The 23,191-nt window shown below is 53.7% G+C and carries 23 protein-coding genes and 2 pseudogenes; 8 read left to right on the forward strand and 17 right to left on the reverse strand.

Annotated elements, in window-relative coordinates; genetic code table 11:
• Positions 1-54 precede the first annotated feature (54 nt).
• Positions 55-2,187: a 3-hydroxyacyl-CoA dehydrogenase NAD-binding domain-containing protein gene (locus RGU75_RS19105; protein ID WP_322238645.1), complete on the forward strand. Its 2,133-nt coding sequence runs from the start codon at positions 55-57 to the stop codon at positions 2,185-2,187.
• 63 nt (positions 2,188-2,250) lie between these two features.
• Positions 2,251-3,438: an acetyl-CoA C-acyltransferase gene (locus RGU75_RS19110; RefSeq protein WP_322238646.1), complete on the forward strand. Its 1,188-nt coding sequence runs from the start codon at positions 2,251-2,253 to the stop codon at positions 3,436-3,438.
• Positions 3,439-4,119: 681 nt separating this feature from the next.
• Here the strand turns inward: RGU75_RS19110 and RGU75_RS19115 are convergent.
• The 5 genes and pseudogenes from RGU75_RS19115 to RGU75_RS19135 all read right to left on the reverse strand — a co-directional run bounded on the left by RGU75_RS19115 (position 4,120) and on the right by RGU75_RS19135 (position 8,040).
• Positions 4,120-4,815, reverse strand: coding sequence for an MBL fold metallo-hydrolase (locus RGU75_RS19115; protein WP_322238647.1), 696 nt, complete (start codon positions 4,813-4,815; stop codon positions 4,120-4,122).
• Between the two features lie 81 nt (positions 4,816-4,896).
• On the reverse strand, positions 4,897-5,241 hold the full coding sequence (locus RGU75_RS19120; RefSeq protein ID WP_322238649.1) for a sulfite exporter TauE/SafE family protein: 345 nt from the start codon (positions 5,239-5,241) through the stop codon (positions 4,897-4,899).
• Between the two features lie 79 nt (positions 5,242-5,320).
• Positions 5,321-6,550 (reverse strand): FAD/NAD(P)-binding oxidoreductase, encoded by a 1,230-nt coding sequence (locus tag RGU75_RS19125; protein WP_322240668.1) that lies wholly within the window; start codon positions 6,548-6,550, stop codon positions 5,321-5,323.
• A gap of 45 nt (positions 6,551-6,595) precedes the next feature.
• Positions 6,596-6,919, reverse strand: a pseudogene (locus tag RGU75_RS19130) (TIGR01244 family sulfur transferase); the annotation flags it as partial.
• Between the two features lie 431 nt (positions 6,920-7,350).
• Positions 7,351-8,040, reverse strand: a complete 690-nt coding sequence (locus tag RGU75_RS19135) for a VIT family protein (protein ID WP_322238651.1) — start codon at positions 8,038-8,040, stop codon at positions 7,351-7,353.
• A 489-nt stretch (positions 8,041-8,529) separates the two neighbouring features.
• Here RGU75_RS19135 and RGU75_RS19140 point away from each other — a divergent pair, with 489 nt between their 5' ends.
• Genes RGU75_RS19140 through RGU75_RS19150 form a run of 3 tightly spaced genes read left to right on the forward strand, consistent with a single transcriptional unit; the run spans position 8,530 to position 9,746 of the window.
• Entirely contained in the window at positions 8,530-8,868 is a 339-nt protein-coding gene (locus RGU75_RS19140; protein WP_322238653.1) for a metalloregulator ArsR/SmtB family transcription factor, read from the forward strand.
• Positions 8,861-9,289 (forward strand): YeeE/YedE family protein, encoded by a 429-nt coding sequence (locus RGU75_RS19145; RefSeq protein ID WP_322238655.1) that lies wholly within the window; start codon positions 8,861-8,863, stop codon positions 9,287-9,289. Before RGU75_RS19140 ends, RGU75_RS19145 begins: the two co-directional genes overlap by 8 nt.
• A gap of 10 nt (positions 9,290-9,299) precedes the next feature.
• Positions 9,300-9,746, forward strand: coding sequence for a YeeE/YedE family protein (locus RGU75_RS19150; protein WP_322238657.1), 447 nt, complete (start codon positions 9,300-9,302; stop codon positions 9,744-9,746).
• Positions 9,747-9,844: 98 nt separating this feature from the next.
• Here the strand turns inward: RGU75_RS19150 and merR are convergent, their stop codons facing one another.
• Positions 9,845-10,276, reverse strand: a complete 432-nt coding sequence (merR, locus tag RGU75_RS19155; RefSeq protein WP_322238659.1) for an Hg(II)-responsive transcriptional regulator — start codon at positions 10,274-10,276, stop codon at positions 9,845-9,847.
• Positions 10,277-10,347: 71 nt separating this feature from the next.
• Here merR and merT point away from each other — a divergent pair, with 71 nt between their 5' ends.
• The 3 genes and pseudogenes from merT to merA form a co-directional block, all read left to right on the forward strand.
• Positions 10,348-10,698 carry a mercuric ion transporter MerT gene (gene merT / locus RGU75_RS19160; protein WP_322238661.1) on the forward strand — a complete coding sequence of 117 codons (351 nt, stop codon included), beginning with the start codon at positions 10,348-10,350 and terminating at the stop codon, positions 10,696-10,698.
• A 13-nt stretch (positions 10,699-10,711) separates the two neighbouring features.
• Positions 10,712-11,005, forward strand: coding sequence for a mercury resistance system periplasmic binding protein MerP (gene merP / locus RGU75_RS19165; protein WP_322238663.1), 294 nt, complete (start codon positions 10,712-10,714; stop codon positions 11,003-11,005).
• An 89-nt stretch (positions 11,006-11,094) separates the two neighbouring features.
• Positions 11,095-12,480 (forward strand): annotated as a pseudogene (gene merA / locus RGU75_RS19170) (mercury(II) reductase); the annotation flags it as partial.
• A gap of 195 nt (positions 12,481-12,675) precedes the next feature.
• On the opposite strand, the gene RGU75_RS19175 reads toward merA, so the two are convergent.
• The 11 genes from RGU75_RS19175 to RGU75_RS19225 all read right to left on the reverse strand — a co-directional run bounded on the left by RGU75_RS19175 (position 12,676) and on the right by RGU75_RS19225 (position 23,067).
• Positions 12,676-13,344, reverse strand: a complete 669-nt coding sequence (locus RGU75_RS19175) for a hypothetical protein (protein ID WP_322238665.1) — start codon at positions 13,342-13,344, stop codon at positions 12,676-12,678.
• Positions 13,345-13,539: 195 nt separating this feature from the next.
• A complete protein-coding gene (locus RGU75_RS19180; RefSeq protein WP_322238667.1) occupies positions 13,540-13,965 on the reverse strand; it encodes a beta-lactamase hydrolase domain-containing protein in 426 nt (141 codons plus the stop codon).
• Positions 13,966-14,231: 266 nt separating this feature from the next.
• Positions 14,232-14,858 (reverse strand): class I SAM-dependent methyltransferase, encoded by a 627-nt coding sequence (locus RGU75_RS19185; RefSeq protein WP_322238669.1) that lies wholly within the window; start codon positions 14,856-14,858, stop codon positions 14,232-14,234.
• A 107-nt stretch (positions 14,859-14,965) separates the two neighbouring features.
• Positions 14,966-15,556, reverse strand: coding sequence for a c-type cytochrome (locus RGU75_RS19190; protein ID WP_322238670.1), 591 nt, complete (start codon positions 15,554-15,556; stop codon positions 14,966-14,968).
• Positions 15,557-15,732: 176 nt separating this feature from the next.
• Positions 15,733-16,953, reverse strand: a complete 1,221-nt coding sequence (locus tag RGU75_RS19195; protein WP_322238672.1) for a PQQ-dependent sugar dehydrogenase — start codon at positions 16,951-16,953, stop codon at positions 15,733-15,735.
• Between the two features lie 615 nt (positions 16,954-17,568).
• Entirely contained in the window at positions 17,569-18,585 is a 1,017-nt protein-coding gene (locus RGU75_RS19200; protein ID WP_322238674.1) for an Ldh family oxidoreductase, read from the reverse strand.
• 75 nt (positions 18,586-18,660) lie between these two features.
• Positions 18,661-19,599: a hydroxyacid dehydrogenase gene (locus RGU75_RS19205; protein WP_322238676.1), complete on the reverse strand. Its 939-nt coding sequence runs from the start codon at positions 19,597-19,599 to the stop codon at positions 18,661-18,663.
• 35 nt (positions 19,600-19,634) lie between these two features.
• Positions 19,635-20,540, reverse strand: a complete 906-nt coding sequence (locus RGU75_RS19210) for an ABC transporter permease (RefSeq protein WP_322238678.1) — start codon at positions 20,538-20,540, stop codon at positions 19,635-19,637.
• Positions 20,533-21,321, reverse strand: a complete 789-nt coding sequence (locus RGU75_RS19215) for an ABC transporter ATP-binding protein (RefSeq protein WP_322238680.1) — start codon at positions 21,319-21,321, stop codon at positions 20,533-20,535. Before RGU75_RS19215 ends, RGU75_RS19210 begins: the two co-directional genes overlap by 8 nt.
• A gap of 200 nt (positions 21,322-21,521) precedes the next feature.
• Entirely contained in the window at positions 21,522-22,691 is a 1,170-nt protein-coding gene (locus RGU75_RS19220; protein ID WP_322238682.1) for a UxaA family hydrolase, read from the reverse strand.
• 94 nt (positions 22,692-22,785) lie between these two features.
• A complete protein-coding gene (locus RGU75_RS19225) occupies positions 22,786-23,067 on the reverse strand; it encodes a UxaA family hydrolase (protein WP_322238683.1) in 282 nt (93 codons plus the stop codon).
• Positions 23,068-23,191 lie beyond the last annotated feature (124 nt).

Consider the following 23,191-nt stretch of genomic DNA (forward strand, 5'->3'; position numbering starts at 1 on the left):
AATACGCGAATAACTTTCACCCGGCTTGCCTCTTCTTTATGAACTCCGACCATCATGACACCTTACACAGAAAACCTATCCAATTCGATCTCCAATGGACACGTCAGCATTACGACGCAGGGCGAGGTTGCCGTGGTGACTATCGATCATCCGCCTGTCAATGCGCTCTCACGTTCCGTGCGACGAGAGCTTCTCGCTACCTTCGCGTTGATCAGCGCCGACCAACAGGTGAGGGCTGTTGTACTTGCCTGCGCCGGGCGCACGTTCGTCGCGGGGGCTGATATAGGTGAGTTTTCTGATCGCAGTGGCGTACTAATGACCAGCGAACCCGATCCGAATGAGGTGATTGCCGCAATCGAACAATGCGGTAAGCCTGTGGTGGCCGCACTGTTCGGTCATACGTTGGGTGGCGGACTTGAATTAGCACTGGGCTGCCATGCGCGCATCGCCCACGTCGATACGCGTATCGGGTTTCCCGAAATCACGCTGGGTGTAATTCCTGGAGCCGGGGGAACGCAACGTTTGCCGCGCCTGGTCGGCCTACCGCTGGCGCTAGAGATGATCTTAACCGGCAAGTTGCTCTGGGCGCAGGACGCACTCGCCGTAGGACTGATCGATGCAGTGATCTCGACTAACGACGATTTGGTAGGGCGGGCGATCGCTTATGCTACAGAGCTTGCCCTCAAGGCTAACGCCGGCCTGTTGGCGCGTGACCGTGCGGTCGATGTCGCCAACATGCCGGTTGGATTGTTCGCCAAAGCACGCGCTGAGAAGACTCGCAACCGCGCTCAGGCGCGTGCGCGTATTGCAGCAATCGATGTTATTGAGGCAGCAGTGGAGCAGCAGTTCGACGAGGCACTGCGGTTCGAGCGCATGCAGTTTGTGGCCTGCAATGCAAGTCCCGAGGCAGCGGCATTGCAGCACGCCTTCTTTGCGCAGCGTGCCGCCACAAAAATTGCCGGTGTGAGTTCTATGACAAAGCGCCGCCCTCTGGCGTCAGTTGGTATCGTGGGAGGTGGCACGATGGGACGCGGTATTGCCATTGCCTTTATGAACGCAGGTATTGCGGTCGTATTACTTGAAGTCAGTACCATCGCGCGCGATGCCGCGCTGGCTGCCATTTCGGCCGAATACGAGCGCGGTGTGAAGGCTGGCCGGATCGACGTGAAGACGGCCCTTGCCTGCGTTGGGCGCTTGGCAGGAGCGCTTGACGATGCGGCACTGGCCACTTGCGATCTGGTGCTGGAAGCCGTGTACGAGAATCTTGAGATCAAGCAGGCGGTATGCCGACGGCTGGGCCATATTGCAAAGCCCGGGGCGATCATTGCGACCAATACGTCGACGCTGGATGTCGACGTGCTCGCGGCTGCCACTGGCCGTCCGCAAGATGTAGTCGGCTTGCATTTTTTTAGTCCTGCGAACGTGATGAAGTTACTCGAGATAGTGCGCGGTAAAGAGACCTTGCCCGATGTGCTGGCAACGGTTATGGCATTAGCTACCAGACTCGGAAAGGTACCGGTGGTGTCGGGCGTTTGCTACGGCTTCATTGGCAACCGGATGCTCGAAGGCTATCTCCGCGAAACCGAGGCGATGCTTTTAGAGGGATTGACTCCGCGTCGTATCGATACCGCCCTCGAGCAATTCGGCATGGCGATGGGACCATGCCGCATGATGGATCTGGCAGGAGTAGATGTCTGTGCCAAGGTAGTGGAAGAGCGCGGGAAGGAGGGCAAGCTACCGTCCGATCCGACCTATCGCATTGTCTGTCGAGAATTGGCCGCGCTAGACCGTTTCGGCCAGAAGTCCGGTAGCGGCTTCTATCGCTACGATGGACGCACGGCGCGCGACGACGCCGCTGTTGATGAAATCTGTTCCAAGCTTGGGACACTAGCCGGAATCGCTCGCCGCAACGACATAACGGATGAAGAGATTGTCGAGCGCTGTTTGCTACCGCTTATCAACGAGGGTGCGCACATTATGGAGGAGGGCGTAGCTACCCGACCGGGGGATATCGACATCGTTTGGCTTGCTGGTTATGGCTTCCCACCTGAGCGTGGCGGCCCGATGTATTACGCTGATACACTCGGCCGTCAACTGGTGTCCGACCGCCTTGACGATTATGGTCGCAGACGCGGCAACCGTTTCGGCTATTGGACGCCAGCGGCATCACTAGGCCGTGCCAGCTAATTTGGTCGGTCAACCATCATCACGGGAGCGTCTTCATCAGCGCAGCCCTTTCCGGAGTCAGACATGAGAGAAGCGGTTATTGTTTCCACAGCGCGCACGCCGATCGGGCGCGCTTTCAAGGGCGCGTTCAACGCCGTCCACTCGCCGACCTTGCTTGGACACGCACTGCGCCACGCGGTCGAGCGGGCAGGTGTCGAGGCTGCGGAGATCGAGGACTTCGTTGCCGGAACCGTGCTTGGTGCCGGTACCGCCGGGATGAACGTTGCGCGCAATGCAGTTTTCGCGGCAGGTCTGCCGGTCAGTGTGGCAGCGCAAACGATCGACCGGCAATGCGCATCGGGGTTGATGGCGATTGCGATTGCCGCCAAGCAAATCATTGTCGATAAAATGGATATAGTCGCGGCTGGAGGGCAGGACAATATTTCAGCACTTCAGCAGCGCTACTTCGACTGGATCAAGGAAACCCGCGATCCCGCAGTCGATATATGGGTCCCACACGCTTACATGCCTATGCTGCTAACCGCCGAAAACGTTGCCAACCGATACAAGATCAGTCGCGAGGCGCAGGATGCGCTGGCGTATGAATCACAGCGGCGGACCGCAGCGGCGCAGTTGGCAGGGCGTTTTTCGGCTGAAATCGTACCTTTGGCGACGACCATGACGCTGACCGATAAGGCCACTGGCACCGTGATCAAGCGTGATGTCACTCTGGACCGGGATGAGGGCAACCGGCCGGAGACGACGCGTGAATCTCTCGCTGCTCTAGCCGCGGTGATCGACGGCGGCACGGTAACTGCTGGTAATGCGAGCCAACTATCGGATGGCGCCAGTGCGTGCGTGTTGATGGAAGCGGGAATGGCAGCACGCCGCGCGTTAACACCACTCGGTATCTATTGCGGTATCGCAGTGGTGGGCAATGCGCCCGAGGAAATGGGCATCGGTCCGGTCTACGCTGTCCCGAAGTTATTGAAACACCATGGACTGACGATCGACGATATCGATCTCTGGGAGATGAACGAGGCATTCGCATGCCAGGCTCTCTACTGTCGCGACAGGTTAGGAATCGATCCCGCTCGGATGAATGTGAATGGAGGCGCTATATCGATCGGTCATCCCTACGGTATGACCGGTGCGCGCATGGTCGGGCATGCATTGCTAGAGGGGCGGCGGCGCAACGCGAAGTATGTAGTGGTGACGATGTGTGTCGGCGGTGGCATGGGTGCCGCCGGTCTGTTCGAGGTGCTGCCATGAATATTGATGCGCAATCCGCCATCAGCCAAGTTGAACACGTAACGACTGTGGTACTGCAACATTAGTTGATTAGGGCGATCTGCTTCATACAATTCGACGGACCTTCGCCGTTCGGTTACATCAACAAGGCGATGACCTGCGCCATATCATCGCGCTTCTCGGCTACGAAACGCTGACCGCAACAAAGAACCTTATCGACGCCGATCCGGTACGCATTGGCGCTATTTTGGCTACAGTCATTTGATCGAGACAGCAAAGTAAGCTGAGAGCAATGTTTTCAGAAGTGCTATGAATAGTTTCCTACAGCCATTAAGTACTAACCATTAAGCGAATGCATTCAAAACCTATCCAAATGCAACACATTCGCAATGACCTAGATTTCGCATAATGTATATTATGTAAAATCAAAGAAGAAAAATAATCTTGGCCCTTTTCTGTTGATCCGCACGATAATTTAGAACTTCGTGCATTGGCCCGATTTTCTGTTTGCGAGGGCTGGTGACCTCCACTCCACTCAATTTGATCGTGCTGCCGATGCTCGCGCTGCGTTTCGGACAATTCGGTACGGACACACAAGACCATCACGAAGACAGTTTGTCGGCGATATCCAGAAACGTGGCTTACTTGAGTCGCTTGATGAATACTCGCCGGTTTTGTATCAGCCTAATGAAAACGGGGCATTCACGCACTATGGGGCAAGCCTAAATTTTGATTGGCAGGGACGGCGATATCCAGCAGCTTCGGCTTAGGCAAATGCAAGCTTTCCATAAGCGTAATGAAGTCGGTTCGGTTGTTACCTGCGAGCCGCGCGTTATGTACCTTCTCCCAACCGATGGTCGAGGCTGAACGACCCTTGTAATCATGGGCAGGCCATACTTTCGTGCCTTCTGCTAGTGTAAATAGTTTCGTTGTCACGGAAGTATAAAGTGCATCGGCACTGCCACTCTGGAAATCCGTACGACCACAACCATCAATCAACAGGGTGTCGCCCGTAAACACGTTATCGCGCCAAAGATAGGACATACTGCCGGCAGTATGTCCTGGCGTATGAATGACATAAATTTCTTCGGCATCAGCAAATACAATCCGATCGCCATCATTGAGCTGCAAATCGGCAGGCCCGATACCACATCCGGTTGGAGCGCCCGACTTAGCTCCTGTAATTTGACATAGTTTTCCTGCCGAAGTGACATGGTCTGCATGGGCATGGGTTTCTAGTACATAAGCAAGGGTTAGGCCGAGTCTGTCTAATTGCTGCAAATCACGCTCCCAATGCCGTGCGACCGGGTCTATGATCACCGCTGTCGTCTGACCGGGAATAAATAGGAGATAAGTGAATGTAGAGGATTCGGTATCGAATAACTGAAGTGGATTCATGATTGTTCTTCCTGAAATGACATCTGAAGTGCATATAGAAAAAGCTGTATGGTGGTTGGTGCTTAATTTCCGACGGCTGCTTTAGTCATTAAAGCGACTGCAACAAGTGTCGAAATCAACGCGAAACTTTTTTGTAACTGGGGTCCTGCGAGACGGCCAGACACTATTAACTATTCGCCCTCCTAACATACCGCTTATAGCGCCTGCCGAAAATGGCAATGCCACTATCCAGTCAAGATGGTTGGCTACAGCGCTACTGATCACACCCGATACGGAAACAAGCGCAATTACCGCCAAGGATGTTGCCAGCACTGACTGTGCATGCAGATTAGTATATCGCTGTAGCGCTGGTACCGTCACAAAGCCGCCTCCAACACCCAGCAGGCCTGACAACAAGCCAGCAATTACCCCGGATAGCGAAAGCACCCGGGCGCACGGTAGCGTCCAGATCAGTTTACCGATGAGGATCGTTATCGCAACCCTGCCCTGTCCGTTATGTTCGATCTCATACCTTACCCGACCGCGCCAGCCACTCGCGGCCTTTGAGCATTAACTGCCAATAGATCGCAGGCAGCAGGTTTTTCTTGAGCACCCATGCAGAACGCCGGGCGACTGTGGGATCGATTGGAAACGTCGGCAACAATTTGCCACCGTAGCCAAATTCGGCTAATACTACTTTTCCGATTTCAACGGTTAATGGACAAGCGCCGTAGCCGTCATATTCGGTGATCAGAGCGTGCTGTTGACGCAGCGCCAGTAGATTTTCTGCTACCACGACGATTTGCTTGCGTACAGCGGCGACCGTCTTGGCATTTGGTGTAGAACAGGCGTCGCCGAGACCGAAGATGGTTGGGTAGCGTACATGCTGCAACGTTTTTTGGTCGACCTCTACCCAGCCATCGACATTCCCCAGGCGGCTGGCTTTGATGACATCATGCGGAACCTGAGGCGGTACTACATGCAGAAAGTCGAACGTTTTTTCTACCCTGCTGGTCTGGCCGTTGCTGTCTTTGACATCAAACCATGCCTTACGGGCTGGTCCGTCAACCGCCACCAGATTTGAATTGAATTGCAAATTAGCCTTATAACGTTCGATATAACGCATCAAGGCTGGCACAAATGCCGCCACACCAAACAACGCGCCGCCAGCATTGTCGAATTCGACGCTGATATTGGACAACACACCTTGCGCCTCCCAATAGGAGCACGACAGATACAACGCTTTTTGCGGCGCACCAGCACATTTGATCGGCATCGCGGGCTGGGTGAAAATGGCGCGGCCTGATCGCAGCGTTTGCACCAACGACCAAGTGTACGGTGCGAGGTCAAACCGATAATTCGACGTCACGCCATTGCTTCCTAATGTCGCTTCAAGACCGGCTATACCCGCCCAGTACAATTTTAAACCTGGTGCAACGATCAAGTATTGGTAGCAGTGGGTGGAGCCGTCTGAAAGGGTCAGTTGTTGATTTTCCGGATCAAAGCTGCTGGCGCACTGTTTTAACCACCGGACGGACCCCGGTATCAGGCTCGTTGTGGGTCTGACGGTGTCGGCGATATCGAATTCACCGGCACCGACCAAGCTCCAGGCCGGCTGGTAGTAGTGCTGTTCGCTGGGCTCGATGATACTGATCTGCAGTCCCGGCTCGCGCCGCAGCAGGCTAGCCGCCACGCCGATTCCACCAGCGCCACCACCGACGATGAGTACCTCGTGGCTAACTGGCTGAGCAACAATTTTTTCGTCAGTTGCGGCAAGCGTGGCCGACGCGGCGTCCTGGGCCAGTTGAAACAATGTGGAGGCGCGTCGCCCACTGCGGCAATAAGCGAGAACCGGAGGTGGCAGGTCGATGAGTAGTTGCCTGAAACTATACACGTCCTGCGCGTTGATCTGGTCAAGGACTACCGGCAAATAAGCGGCGTGTAATCCGATGGTATGCGCCTCGGATGCGATTTCCGAAAAATCCGTTTGCTCCGCGTCTCCTTCAGTATCTGGACGATTGCACATTACACTGCGATAACCGGCAGCGCCAATGGCCGCCAGATCGGCAACTGTTATCTGGCCAGTTATTGAAAAATCTTCCGTCACTTTTACAATCGGCTCCATACTTTTGCCCCCTCCAATACGCTTGGCACAATGATCAACTCAACCGTTAAACTGCTCCATACCTATAGATTGCATAGCACTCCTGATTGTATTATTTATAGAACTTCTAAGAAACATGCCTCAATATTTACATTGCATCTACGGGGGGATGTTCAACGGGAAGATTCTGGGTGCAAGAAATAAGCGTAAAGAGAAGTATGGTGTTGCCAGCGGCCAGGCCGTGAACATCAGTGCTATTGGCTACACCGAATATTTATTGTAGTGGATGACACATTGCACGCACATCGACATAGGCACTCATTCAACCGTTACTGACGCGACAGCGATATCTCGCCAGCGCTCTCAAGTTTGGCTTATTACCCTTGCGTTTTTTGGTGTTCCTTGCCTTTCCGCTGCTTCCCAGCAGAAGTGGCTCCACCTCGCTGTCAATGCTATATTGCCGCACCGAACATTGCTCCTACCGATGATGTCACGCTCATAGCTAACACGCTCCAGAACGTGACGCGGATCACGCCGGGGAGAATTTTCGCCCCACCCGTTTTTGCGGCCAGTCCGCCCAGAAAGGCAAGTGAAATCAACGCGGCAATTGCCACCGCCGGTATAAGATGCGCTTCAGGAACAATGACTGCGACCGTTAGCGGCAATATTGCTCCGACGATAAAACTGGATGCCGAAGCACATGCGGCCTGCAAAGGTCTGGCGATTGCGCCGGAAAATATACCTAGTTCATCACGCGCATGGGCGCCCAGCGCATCGTGTGCCATCAACTTCGCAGCTACTTGTTTCGCAAGGGGAAAATCGAGACCGCGCCCTACATATATCGCGGTTAACTCCCGATGCTCGCTATCGAAATCGGCAGCAATTTCTGCGCTTTCTTCTGCCAAAGCAGCTTTTTCGGAATCAGCTTGTGAATGGACGGATACATATTCCCCTGTCGCCATGGCCATCGCACCGGCTGCCAGGCCGGTCACTCCGGTAATCAAAATACTGCCATGGGCGGCATGGGCTGCTGCGACACCCAGCACTAGACTTGCCGTGGAAATAATGCCGTCATTGGCCCCCAGAACTGCAGCGCGTAACCAGCCTATTTTTTCAATACTATGTCGCTCGTCATGCCGCATGATATTTTTCTCGTTAATGTTTTAATCAGGGACGTGGCGAGCAGATTGAGGATACCGGGCGCCAGCGGGCCTTATTTTATAGGGGCGCCTATTGAATGCCAACACAAGATACTGGGAATCATATTGGGAATGATTGCCGTTACACCGAGTGTTGCGATAGCGCAATCTTCCGCTCTTTATTGGCGGCAAACACGTGTCGTTTTTTTCGGTGGTGATCATTTCAGAATCGTACCCGCCTCAACAAAATAGGATCGTCAATGTGGTTGCCCATGATCCAGATCGGGAAAATTGGCATGGGTGTGGACTAATAAGAAAATAGACTGGATAGTTGAAAAAAATATCGCTGTAGCACACCAAATAAAAACTTACCACTGAACTATGTTGATTGTTGAATATGAGGTAATTTTTATCAAATCATATAATGATATTATATTAAAATATATAGTATAATTTATCTTAGTATAGTGTACAAACAGATTGGAAATACAGATGAAAAGTAATGGAGAAAGCATCGATATCCAAGCGATGCGACTGGCCGCCTTGCAAGCCAGTGGTTTGTTGAAAGCGCTGGCAAATCCCGATCGCTTGCTGTTGCTGTGCCAGTTAAGCCAGAGCGAGCACAGCGTGGGCGAACTCGAAACCTTAACCGCTATCTTGCAACCGACGTTGTCACAGCAACTCAGCGTGTTGCGCGAAGAAAGCTTGGTGAGTACCAGACGCGAGGGCAAACAGATTTTTTACAGTATTGCCAGCAAGCCCGCCATGGCCGTGATGCAGGTTTTATATGAACAATTTTGCGCCGCCAACGCAGGAGAGAGTAATGATTGACTGGGGCCACTTCACGCCATGGTCCGCGCTGGCCGGTGGACTATTGATCGGGCTCGCCGCCACGCTGTTTTTATTCTTCAACGGCCGTATTGCCGGTATCAGCGGCATCGTAGGCGGGCTATTGCGCCCGACCTCCGGCGACGTCGGCTGGCGTGTTGCCTTTCTCTCTGGCTTGATCGTTGCGCCCCTGATGTATCAAGGGATAGCCCCACTTCCCTTCGTTCAAATTGATGCCGATACGGCCACCCTGATCGTAGCCGGACTGCTGGTCGGACTCGGAACACGCTATGGTGCCGGTTGTACCAGCGGGCATGGCGTGTGCGGTTTATCGCGCCTGTCACCACGTTCAATGGTCGCCACTGTCCTGTTCATGCTGGCCGGTGGCATGACCGTGTTCATCCTTCGCCATTTGATCAATTAAGGAGCGCGGCATGCAACTAATGACAGCATTATTGAGTGGACTCATTTTTGGAATCGGCCTGATTATTTCTGGTATGACCGACCCGTCCAAGGTGATCGGTTTTCTGGATGTGAGCGGCAAATGGGATCCGTCGCTGGCAATGGTGATGGGAGGCGCGATTCTGGTAGGTCTGGTTGCATTTCGCTGCGCCCGCACGCGCACCAAGTCGCTCCTGGGCGCGCCGATGCGTCTGCCTACGGCGCGACAAATCGACCGTCGTCTGATTTTTGGCGCACTGGCATTTGGTGCCGGTTGGGGGCTGGCTGGCTACTGTCCTGGCCCTGTTTTAGTATCTTTGACGACCGGTTCGGGCAAGCCCTGGATTTTTACGTTGGCAATGTTGAGCGGCATGGTGATGTTTGAGATCATCGAACGTTACTCGGCGAACGTATCTAAAAAAACTGCCTGGAAAGGTTGATCGTTCCCTCGGCACATTTGCTTAACGATAATAAACAAAATGCGGGGGACTTGAGCGTGCCCCATCTAAAACTTAAGTGTGCAAAAGGGAGTGTTTTCCTATTTTGCTAAATTGTCCATGCGTTGCTTTTCTTGAAGCAACACGATCATGGGGCAGGATACATTCCCCTTGCGAGCATCGCAGGCACTTACCACTATCGACAACACTGCTTCCATGCGGGCGAGGTCGGCCATCTTTTGACGCACATCCAGTAGTTTGTGCTCGGCTATTTGCCGCGCTTCCAGGCAGTGCGCACCGTCCTCAAGTCTGAGCAATTCTGCGATTTCATCCAGGCTAAAGCCCAGTCGCTGGGCCGACTTCACAAACCGTACCCGCGCTACATCTGCCTTGCCATACCGACGGATGCGGCCGTAAGGTTTGTCGGGCTCGGTCAATAAACGCTTGCGTTGATAAAAACGAATAGTTTCTACATTGACCCCGGCGGCTTTGGCGAATAAGCCGATCGTCAGATTGTCTGAAATAGTGTGCATAGCGATTGACTCCGTACTTGACTACGGTATTAAGGTTGCGCTATTCGTGAACGTTTTAACAGGAACAACGCATGTCGACATCAAAAAACGGGCGCATCGCCCTCTTCACAGGTGGGGTCGCAGCCATCCTTGCCTCGACTTGCTGTCTGGGGCCATTGATCCTCATGCTGCTGGGATTCAGCGGCGTGTGGATCGGCAATTTGACCTTGCTTGAGCCTTACCGTCCGCTCTTCCTCGGCGTCGCCCTGGTGGCGATGATCGTCTCATGGAAAAAAATATTCCGCCCCGCCCTAGCGTGCGCGCCCGCTGATGTATGCGCAATACCGCAGGTAAGAAAAACCTACAAAGCTATTTTCTGGGTGGTCTCCGTGCTGACATTAATAGCGTTAGGTTTCCCGCTGATAGCGCCATTTTTCTATTAATCAGGAGTCTTCCATGACAAAACTATTTTCATCCCTCGCTTTGGCAGCTGCCATCATGGCCACTATTGCTCCGGTAAAGGCTGCCACCCGGACGGTGACATTATCGGTACCAGGCATGACCTGTAGCACCTGTCCGATTACCGTCAAGCACGCGATCTCGAAAGTGGCGGGCGTCACCAAGACAAAGATCATTTACGATCAGCGCGAAGCGATCGTCACATTCGACGATAGCAAAACCGAGGTCGAGACTCTGACCAAAGCGACTGCAAACGCCGGCTATCCATCGTCGCCGAAGAATACAAGGTGAAAAACTTCCCAACAATGACTTGCGCGGAAACGCAACACCTGCGAGGCGACGAAAATGACTTACCTAAAAATTCCGGTAGTGGTTTGCATATAGCCATTATCGGCAGCGGTGGCGCGGCCATGGCGGCAGCACTTAAAGCCGTCGATGAAGGCGCCCGAGTTACGTTGATTGAGCGTGGCATCATCGGAGGTACCTGCGTCAACAGCGGCTGCGTGCCATCCAAAATCCTGATCCGGGCTGCGCATATCGCCCATCTTCGCCGCATAAGCCCATTCGATGAAGGCATAGGGGCGACTAAACCCGTCATTGATCGCAGCAAGCTGGTAGCGCAGCAACAAGCTCTCGTGGATGCATTACGCGCTGCCAAATATGAGGGCATATTAGAGAGCAATCCAGCGATTGCCCTAGTGCGTGGTGAGGCACACTTCAACGGCGGTCAGAGTCTGATGGTGCGCTTGAATGACGGCGGTGAACGCGTCGTCGCGTTCGACCGCTGCCTGATTGCCACCGGCGCTAGTGCGCACGTTGCACCCATCACCGGCTTAAACGATACACCCTACTGGACCTCTTCCGAGGCCTTGATCAATGACAATATTCCCCACCGATTGGCCGTGATCGGTTCATCGGTGGTTGCGCTGGAATTGGCGCAAGCATTTGCCCGTCTGGGCAGCATAGTGACGCTACTTGCGCGCAGCACGCTGTTGTCGCGCGAAGACCCTGCCATCGGGGAAACCGTCACGGCCGCTTTTCGCGCCGAGAACATCACAGTGCTGGAACACACACAGGCCAGCCAGGTTCGCTATACGAATGGCGAGTTCACGCTTACCACGCCATACGGCGAAGTCACTGCAGACCAGCTATTGATCGCGACCGGACGCGCGCCCAATACCAGCAACCTAGGACTGGAAGCGGCGGGTGTTGCTGTTAAGGCAGACGGTACCATCATGATTGATCAGGGTATGCGCACCAGCGCAGAAAACATCTTCGCCGCCGGAGACTGCACTGACCAGCCACAATATGTCTATGTAGCAGCCGCAGCGGGTACCCGCGCAGCCATCAACATGACGGGTGGTACTGCCAGTCTTGATCTGAGCGCAATGCCAGCGGTCGTCTTCACCGATCCTCAGGTTGCCGCTGTGGGGCTGAGCGAGGCCGCAGCACACCTTATCGGGATTAACACTGAAAGTCGGATACTGACGCTTGATAATGTTCCGAGGGCACTGGTCAATTTCGCCACACGGGGGTTTATCAAGATGGTCGTTGACAGGCCTTCCGGCATTCTGATCGGGGTGCATATAGTGGCACCGGAAGCCGGTGAATTGATTCAGACTGCTGCAATGGCTATTCTGGCACGCTTGACGGTGCACGAGCTAGCCGATCAGTTGTTTCCGTACCTGACGATGGTAGAAGGATTAAAGCTTTGCGCTCAGACTTTTTTTAAAGACGTCAAGCAACTGTCTTGTTGCGCAGGGTGAAGCGAGGACAGTCTTCGTAGCATGCGAAATAGCACTTGTCGAATTGCCGGTATGGCCGAGGCCTGAAGAATGACCGTGGCAGCTGCATAATGCACCGCCGGGTCGGACCAATACTTGGACAGCGTCGTATCGACGCTATCGGTTACACAGCAAAATTAAAACTAATCACAATACTGCTTTACTTAAAAGCGCTAGTCAGGGTCTGACAATCAGTTGATGATGCGCATCAACGCCAATATCACCACGCAATTTTGCATGGGTTTTGCCATCGGAATGGTAAATAACCAGCACAGCATTATCGTGCGTTAGTGGCAATGGCGAAATGATGGTGACATTGGCTTTGCCTTCGCCATCAGAGACAAATTTATTCGCGGTTCCATTGCCGTCAAGTGGTGTAAATCCGACTGGCTTCTGATCAAAATGGTTCTCGAATACGCTATAGACGCCGTGTGGAAATAGGTGCGTCAAAATTAACGTAATTTTTTGTGTTCCATTCGGCATGTTGGTCAGGACAACGTCACCCTGCGCGGCTAGCCAGGCCCCCAGTGTCATGTCCAATGACTTGCCCATGGCGTTCATGATCGGTAGCTCGGGCATATCGGAAATCAATGCGTTGCGCACCCCGGCAATATGCTCGATACCTTGTGGGCCGGTTGCTGCAGGGGCCGTCGGCGCCGCAACAAACACCTGCGGGTCCAGAGGAGTTTTTTGTTTGGTTTCACTGGAAAAAAAAGCGGCATGGGTCTGCAAGGGCAATATTCGTGAGATGTCGTCTGCTCGTGCAGTCAGACTGGTCAATGTCGCTAATGCGAGAATACTAAAGCCAACGGTTTTTTTTATTTCTGTTGAAAAAAATCGAATCATTGTGGTCCTTGTTTCCAATAGTTTGAAGCCGTTTCGCTTGCCACCTTCGGCAATCAAGCAACCCGTGGATTTTTACGCGTTATAAGCGACCAGGGCCACTATCTCATGCCGCGGAAAGGTACGCACACGGTCACGCCTAAAACGCCTCACCGTGAGGCGAATCGCGTTTGATCATCGCTATTAGTGGAGCATGATCTAATTCCGGTTCTGTGCCACAAACGTACAAAATTCCGGAAACGCCGTTAAATCGTAGCCCATTTTTTTGGCTTCCAGCATGGTCTGCTCGCCATTCCAGTCATGCTGCTCAGCCCTGCTCAGGGAGAGTATTAACGCTGCACGCGCACCGCTCACGCAATGCAGCAAAAAAGGACCCTCGTTATTTTTTAGTGCATCAGTCAGGTCCCTGATCTGGCTAGCGTTTGGCGCTGTTTTATTGACTGGAATATTGACGTACGACAGATGATGGTTTGTGGTAAGTATCTCGTTCGAGGTAGTAGTCTCGGAGGGCTCCCGAAAATCAATAATCGTGCGAATCCCTTGCTGCCTGGCGTCCTGCAGATCTTGATCGTTCGGCTGCGGGCCTATATAAATTTCGTTGGCGACTAATTTAAAGGTACTCATAATGGTCCTCTTTGGTGGGTTAAATAGCTCGCGCCGGAGAAGAGTAGCTCATTGACACCATAGCAGAGTGAAGTCCTTGGAACTTCACGATCTGCAAGGAAGGCTTCAAGTAATGGCCTAGTCTGCCGATGCGAACAATTTACACGCCAATGTCGTTCGGTATCCACCAACATTGGATCGCGATCAATAGCTAACTATCTTACAGCAGACGTGCGTGTAACGTATCTTACGCCTCGTACGCAAGCTTGCAAAACGCTGCGTTTTTTTCAGGTTGATTCGGCGTCCATCTTGCAATAACAATACAAGAACTGTTGCGTCGTCCCGAATGGTGTTTGATGTACTTCCACGCCACTTTCCACTAATCGGAAACGTGCACCGAATTGATCATGGAGTGCTTCGCTGTCATAGCGAACGATATCAAGTCCGCTGCACGTTTCCGGGCCTTCCGGTCCGAAGGTCGCGACGATGACTGTGCCGCCCGGTTTCATCGCCGCCATGACCTGACGCACATACGCAACACGTTGCTCGGGCCGGGTCAGAAAATGGAAGACAGCGCGATCATGCCACACATCATAAAATTGTTGCGGCAATGCAATCTGCGTAATATCACCGACCAGCCATGCTACGTTATCCGCAGCTTTTCCCAAACGCTGCCGAGATACATCAATGGCAGTCTGTGAGATGTCCAGCACACTGATATTGCGATAGCCATTTGCCAGCAAGTCATCTACCAGGGTGGCTTCGCCGCCACCCACATCAATAATCTGCACCGCGGAGCCGATTGCTGCACGTTGAATCAATTCCAAGGATTTTTCAAGATGTGGACGGTACCAGCTTACCTCATCAGATGATTTCGTCTTGTAAATTGCATCCCAATAAAGTTGTTCATCCATATCAATTTGCAGAACTCTTAATATTTTTAATTACGAATACACGGTAAGGCCCGGCCAATTAACCGTTGGCGTTGCTGCTTATAATGCCTGCTTTCGATACGCTGCGTTTATTTAGTCGGAGGCTTTGCGGGCGTCGCAGAAATCGGTGCGATGCTCGTGAGGCCGGATAAATACACCGCCAGGGTTTCAATATCGTTTTCCGACAGAGCCTGGGCGGCTGAGGTCATGACGCCGTCCATATCGTAACGGGTACTGGCGTGAAAACTTATCAGTTGCGCTTTGATATAGTCGTAATGTTGTCCGGCCAGCCGAGGTATGTGCTGTTGGCCGCCCAAATCCCGCGCGTGGCACGCAATGCAATGATTCTGTTGCGTCAACGCCGCCCCGGCGCTAATTTGTTGCTCGGTCAATACTGCCGTCGGCTGTTCCTGCTTCTGACTCGAAAAGTAGGTCGCCAGCTCGTTCAGATCGGCATTACTAAGCCCTGATGCCATTGGTGACATCAGGTCATTTTTACGTTTGCCTTCGCGGAACATATAAAGCGCAGCAACCAGGAACTGCTTGGGTTGTCCGGCCAGATTCGGAATGGCAGCAATGTGCGAATTACCGCCAACCCCGTGGCAACTGGCACAGACTTGCGCTTTTGGAGGAACAGCGATATCCTGCGCCGCCGTCGTGCCACTGCTTATCGCCAGCATGCACCCCGCCAACCACGCGGCGCGCATCCATCGCTTTTGACGGAGCCGCTTCACTACAGCACCCGACGTGGGTCGCCTGCATAAGTCAGATTTCATGTGTGAAGTCTCATTTCTTTGTGACAGTTGTGATGCACCAGTTGCGATGCATCAAATGTTAAAACCTCAACCTGGAATCGTTATTTACCGACGTAACTGACTCGATATACAACGCCGTTATAGTCGTCGGAAACCAGAAGTGCACCATCATTCATGACAAGCACGTCAACTGGACGACCCCACATCGGTGGATCGGCACGCGCATCGGTCATGAATCCGTCAAGAAAAACTTCCTTTACAAGATGGCCCTTGGCGTCGGTGTGCACGCGGTCTACTCGGTAGCCTTGTTTTTCTTCCCTGTTCCACGAGCCGTGCAGCGCGATAAACATGTCGTTACGATACGCCGCAGGAAAACTTTTACCCGTATAGAAACGCATTCCCAAAGGTGCTACGTGCGCGCCCAATAACATCGACGGTGGAGTAAATTCGGCGCATGAACGGTTCTTGCCATAGATCGGATCGAGGATCGTTCCCTGGTGGCAGAACGGAAAGCCAAAATGTTGTCCCACTTTGGTCACAGTTTCGAGAACGTCTTCCGGTCCTTGGTTACCCATCCAGTCGCGTGCATTGGAAGTAAACCAAAGCTTTTTCGTACGCGGATTAAACGCCATACCGACGCTATTACGCACTCCGTGCGCGACATCTTCCACGACGCCCGTTTTTGGATCAACCCGCAGGATTGCTGCCTGTATATAACTCGGCATAGTAATATTCTGCGGCGAACCAATATTGAAATATATTTTACCGTCCGGGCCTGTCGTCAGAACTTTCCAGAAGTGCCCTGGTTGCTCCGGCAGGCCATCGACGATTACCCGAGGCGCCGGAGGATTATCGAGATTGTCCTCGATCCCAGCATAGGCAACGATGCGTTCGCGTTCAGCTACGTACAGAGTGCCGTCGGCAAACGCCAGTCCATTCGGTGAGTTCAGTCCTTTAAGGATGGTTTTTACTTCACGCTTTCCGTCATGGTCGATTACGGCGTACACATTGCTTAGCCCGCGATTGCTGACGAAAACGGTCCCTTTACTACCAAGCGCAAGCGAACGTGCGTCCGGAATTCCATCCGCCCAAACCTCAACTTTGAAGCCGGGTGGCACTTTTAGTTTTTCGATCGGAAGCTCGCTGGCACTGCGTCCGATCAAGATTGTCGCGATCGGATGTAAAGTTGAATTTGCTAGATCCGCTGACATACCTTGTGTCCATGCAGGCGCTACTGCCGGAGCAGGCGATGTCTGCGCAAAGACGGCAGTCCCGACACTTGTGAGTAACGAGACTAATAATAATTTATTACGAATTTTCATGTCTTCCTCCTGGGTAATGCTGGTTTTTTATAAGTACTTTTATTCTTTGCACACGGACAACCATTGCTATGGTGGGAACGACATCCATTATTATTCATTACATAACAATACCTTGCGGCACTATTATTAAGATAATACCATGTCAGTATACTGATAAGTACCGATAATTACTGACGAAAATAGGAGTTTAAAAAGTCGGTTTGACTGGGATTTGGAATTAATGAACTTGACGCTCTGTTGTCACCGCGGGTGAGTAAAGCGCCAAAGAGATCGTGTGTCATGCACATGATTCGAAAAGGATAGATGATCGTCACAGCAGAAAATATGATGTCGTTTACCCACCAGTCTTATGCTTTGGCGGGATAAATCCATTCGGTTTGAAGCTGGATCAAAAAACTGTCGGCAGTCCGATTTGTCTCTGGTAATGTGACCGAACCATTGCTCACGAAGGGTGGGATGATCGATCCCCTCCTCCTCCTGTTGAACGTGAATGTTTTAAGGCCCTCAAACGATCGGGGTCATCCATCAATATGATCCTGTCGTCATAGCGTGCGGGGTGGTCGACTGATTGTGCACTTGACTTCTACTCGCCTCCGTCGTCGTCCGCAGGCAAGCTCATACTGCGGCACCCTCGCCAGCCAGGCGCAGGATCTGCACGTGCAAGGCATCGGCAATGGTGATGCCGTTCCGAACGGCTGCGTTGGCCAGGTCACGGCGCCGCTCGCCTGGGATACGTACGCCTTCGTCTTCCAACATCATGTCGATCAGGCGTTCGGTGCGACTAAAATATGTGTCTGAGCCAGCCAGTGTACCGGGGTCAATCGCCAAAAATAATTGACCCAGGCGCGGTTGATTGCCTGTATCAACGAAGAAAGAATCAGCTTCGAAACCAAAGGCAGCGCCGGTCAGTGCGCAGGCCAGCAATTCTACTGTGAGTGCCAGCATCGCTCCCTTAACGCCTCCCACCGGCAGCATGCTGCCTTCCAGCGCTGCCCTGGCGTCGGTGGTCGGCTGCCCTGCTTTGTTGAGCGCCCAGCCCAGCGGGATTGGCTTGCCCTCTTTTGCCGCCAGCATGATCTTGCCACGCGCCGCCTCGCTCAGCGCCAGATCGATGACTAAGGGTGCTTTGTCGCGACGCGGAAACACTGCCGCAATCGGATTGGTACCGAACAGCGGCGTCTTACCGCCCCAGGCTGGCATCGCGGCAGGCGAATTGCTGAAGGCAAGTCCAACCAGCCCAGCCTGGCCGAGTGGCTCCAGATGCACCGCAGCGGCACCGAAGTGATTGCTATTGGTGACGCCGACACAGCCGATACCGAATTCGCCGGCGCGGGCGATGACGGTGTTGATGGCCATAGCGCAAGCTTCGTATGCCATCCCGCTGTGCGCGTCGATGAGGCAACTGCCACCCTTAGAGCGCACAATTTCCGGCACTGCATCACGGTTGCTCCTGCCATTGCCGAGGAAAGTCGCATATTGCGGCACGCGCGAGACACCGTGCGAACCCAGACCCTGGGCTTCGGCCGATACCAATGCCCGTGCGGCGGCGCCAGCTGCAGTCGGGGTGGCACCAGAGCATTCGAGAGCGCGTGTCACAAGGCAGTTTAGTTCAGAAATCGAAAGCGTCGCCATGATAATGGATCCTTTTAGCGAAAAAGTGCACGGCACGACAGACGCATAGTGTCGATTGGCCGCACTAAATTTGTTTCAGAGTGACTGCTTCTGGCGCAAGTAATTGCCCACCAGTGTAGCGATTACTGCGCTGACCCGGGTATTCGATTCCTCCGTGACGCCGGCAATATGCGGCGTGAGGATCAGGTTCGGCGCATCGGCTAGCGGCGTGTCGGCGGCCAGTGGTTCCTGCATAAACACGTCGATCGCCGCACCACCCAGGTTGCTGGCGTGCAATGCCTGTGCCAGCGCCGACTCGTCAACGATACCGCCGCGCGAGGTGTTGATCAGGATCGATGTTTTTTTCATCTTCGCCAATGCCGTAGCGTTGATCAGATTACGGGTCTGGTCCACCAGTGGTACGTGCAACGAGACAATGTCGGCAACCCGCAGCAGGTCGTCTATGCGGGTGCAGGCAACGCCTGTTGCAGCCCATACTGGCGCCTTTGGGCCAAACATCGGGTCGTACGCAATTACATGCACGCCCAGCGCCTGCGCCAACCGTGCGGTCAATTGACCGATGCCGCCAAAACCAATCAGACCGAGGGTCTTGCCGGACAGCTCGCGACCATTCGACAAGGCTGCGCGCGGCCACTTGCCAGCAGCGGTTTCGGCGCTGCGGGTATAGGCCGGGCGCAGCAAGGCCATGGCCGTTCCGATCACATATTCGGCGACTGCGCGGGCATTTGCGCCAGTTGCAGGAATGACTTCGATGCCACGTGCTGCACATGCTGCGACATCGATATTGTCAAGCCCCACACCCAACCGACCCACTACTTTTAGGTTCGGTGCTGCGGCGAGTAACGCCGCATCGACCTTGGTTCTGTTGCGTACGATTAAGGCATCCACCTGTTCCAGCTGCGCCAGCAGATCGGCGCGCTGGTCGACCAGCGTCGGTAAGTAGCACGTATCAAAGGCAGCGCGCAGGACGTCGACGGCCGCATCATCCATGAATTCAGTAATGACGATTTTCATAAGCTCTCCTGCCGTCGCGTTACTATTCTGAGTGTTCAATTCTGCATCCCCCATTTTTCGACGGTGCGCTGCTCAATGATACGGAAAATGAAGTTTTCCACGAACAGGCCGATCAGGATCACCGTCAACAGCCCGGCGAAAACACTGGGGATTTCCAGCTGATTCTTGTTTTCGTAAATAAACCAGCCAAGCCCACCGCTACCGGAACTCACACCAAACACCAGCTCGGCGGCAATCAGCGTACGCCAGGCAAACGCCCAGCCGATTTTCAGCCCGGTCAAGATGCTGGGGAACGCAGCCGGAATCAGGATTGCAAAGACGTACGGCAAGCCGCGCAGGCCATAATTCTTGCCGACCATGCGCAGGGTCTGACTTACCGACTGGAAACCCGAATGGGTGTTCAATGCCACCGCCCACAGGACTGAGTGGATTAATACGAACACCAGACTGCCGGTACCCAGGCCGAACCACAGCAACGATAACGGCAGCAAGGCAATGGCCGGCAGCGGGTTGAACATCGAGGTAAGCGTCTCGAGAACATCGCGGCCTATGCGGGAGGTAATGGCAAACACCGTTAGCAGGGCCGCTAGTGCAAGACCGGCGGCATAACCGATCAACAACACCTTGATTGAAAACAGGCACTTGCCGATCAAGCCACCACTAACGATGCCGGCCACCAGGGCCACGATCACCGAGGAAAACGTCGGGAACAGCAACGGGTTGTTCAGCCAGCGCCCATAGATTTCCCAGATCACCGCCAACAAGATCAGGATTGCAATCTTGCGCAGGCTACCTTTGTTATAAAGTTTCTCCCAGGATGTCAGCGGTTTTTGCACCACTCCGAATTCGGTGCTCGGCGCCTTTACCGCAAAATATTCGGCACGCTCGATGTTCGGGCGCAGCGAAACCTCGGCACGATGGATGTCGGACACGTCAGACATGGGACACCTCTTCTGGCTCGACCGGCTCAGAGAACAGCATGCCGTTGATACGGTCGGTCAGGCGCTCACCGTTGGCATCGATAGTATCTTCCCCTGTACTATTGAGTTCAGCCGTCACCTGACCGGGGTGTGGCGACAGCAACAGAATGCGATTGCCGATCTTGACCGCCTCGGCAATAGAATGTGTCACGAACAGCACCGTGAACCTTGTATCGTCCCACAGATGTAACAATTCATCCTGCATTTTTTTGCGCGTCAATGCGTCCAGCGCGGCGTACGGCTCATCCATCAACAGAATGTCAGGTTCCATCGCCATGCCGCGTGCAATCGCCACCCGCTGCTTCATGCCGCCCGAGAGCATGTGTGGGTAGTGATCACAGAATTTGGTGAGATTGACTTTCTCAATATATTGCATGGCCTTTTCTGCGGCCGCCTTGCCTTTCAGTTTGCCACTGGCCAGCAACGGAAACATGACATTCTGCTTGACCGTTTTCCAGGGCGGTAACTGATCGAACTCCTGGAATACCATCATACGGTCCGGCCCCGGCCTGGTGATGATCTTGTCATGCAGACGCATCTCGCCTTCGGTCGGCGTCATATACCCACCGACCGCCTTGAGCAACGTCGACTTGCCGCACCCGGATGGGCCCAGCAGGACGAAACGATCGGATTGATAGACCTTGAAGTCGACACGATAGGTAGCAGTGACCAGATGTTCTTTGGTCTTGTATTGCAAGGTTACCCCGCGGACGTCGAGCAAGGGTTGCGGCAAAGTGTTCATTGTCATTCCTCTTTATAACCAACCTGACGGCATGGTGCGCACATCTGCGTGCGCCTGATGCCGATCTGTGCCGGCTATCCTGTCAATTCTCCGTATTGGGTTCGACTTCATTGAAGCCGGGCCTGCCTTGCCTGTCGCACATGGCAGCCCATTTGTATCCCGCTGTCTGCGCAGCTTTACGAAGATCCCGCGGCGCCAGATCAGGCGCTTTCGTATAGCCGGGTCAGAACGAATTCGCGATGGCCAAGTGCCTCGGCATCGGTCAAACGACCATTCGAGGTCGCCAGCATCATTTCCAGCAGCTTGTCTCCAGTCTGGTCGAGCGTCTGTTCGCGTTGCAGCAGCCCCGAGCAATCAACGTCAATATGCTCGCCCATCAGCCGTACGGTTCGTGGATTGGCACAAATCTTGATCACTGGCAGGATCGGATTGCCGATCACGTTGCCCTGGCCCGTAGGAAACAGGTGCACCACAAAACCGGAAGCGGCGCATAGAGTCACCATCTCGGCTGCAGCCGACGAGGAATCCATGAACCAGAGTCCGGAATGGGTCGGCATTTCCGCCTTGTCGAGGACGCCATCGACCGTACAATGCTTGCCGATCTTCTGAATATTGCCCATCGCTTTTTCTTCGATAGTCGTCAGGCCGCCGGCGATGTTGCCTTTGGTCGGCTGCGAGTCCGACAGGTCGGAGGTCTTGTGGCGGTTGATCATGTCTTGGTAGCGGTCAAACATAAACATGAATTGCTTGCGCACCGCGTCATTGGCGCAGCGCGCCGCCAGGACGGTTTCGCCACCGGTGATTTCCGAGGTTTCGCCGAACACCAGCGTTGAGCCGAGAGCATGCAATTTATCGAAAGCATTGCCGACTGTCGGGTTGGCACCGCAACCAGAAGTGGTATCACTCTCGCCGCACTTGGTCGATACCCACAGCTCGCTGATGGGACACACCTCACGCTGTTTTTCGGATGCCCACTGGACGAACTCACGCGCTTTTTTTGAAGCATTCATGATCGTTTCATGATCGCCATGCCCTTCGATGCCGAAGCCGATCACCGGCTTACCGGTCGCTGCAATACCATCCACTACTTTCTTGGTCCAACTGTCTTCAATACCAATCACGACCACGGCAGCGACGTTCGGATTGGACCCGGTGCCAATCAGGGTACGAAAATGTAGATCCAGGTCCGCGCCAAATTGGAGCCTGCCATACGGATGAGGAATCGCCATCGTGCCCTTGATGTTGTGAGCCACGGCTTCACAAGCAGCATTCGACAGATCGTCGAGCGGCAGGATGATGACGTGATTACGGACGCCGACGCGGCCGTTTTCGCGGCGAAAGCCAAGGAATGTGCTGTCTTTGCTGATCATGATCTGAACCTCAGGAATTGAATGGAAGAAAAGGAATAAGGCTGAGGGGCACAAGCCCGGTTTGCAGCCTGCGAGACGGCTGCCTCGCGAAGATTTACCAGCGCTTGGTCTTGATGTTATGCACGTGGGCGTGCTCGCCGACCTTGGCGGCCACTATCACTTTGCCGATATCGACGCCATACTTGAAAACCGTATCGCCCACTTCCATCGGCTTCATCGCTACCTTATGACCCATCGGTATATCTTGTAGCGCCTTGACGGTGATGGTACGGTCGTCATCCATGATCCAGGCGGTTAGTTCGGTACCAGCCTTAATGCCCTCCACCACTGCTACAGCAACGGAGTCCTTTGCATCGTGCAAAACAACGTGAATCATTTTTAGCTCCTCGGTTTGGAAAATACGTGTTCGCATCACTGGCGAATTCAGAAAGCTTAGGCGCTAATTTCTGCGAGGTCAACTATATGACCTATATGATTTAATATTTATTTCAAAAAAATAG

The sequence above is a fragment of the Glaciimonas sp. CA11.2 genome, assembly GCF_034314045.1.
GTDB lineage: Bacteria > Pseudomonadota > Gammaproteobacteria > Burkholderiales > Burkholderiaceae_D > Glaciimonas.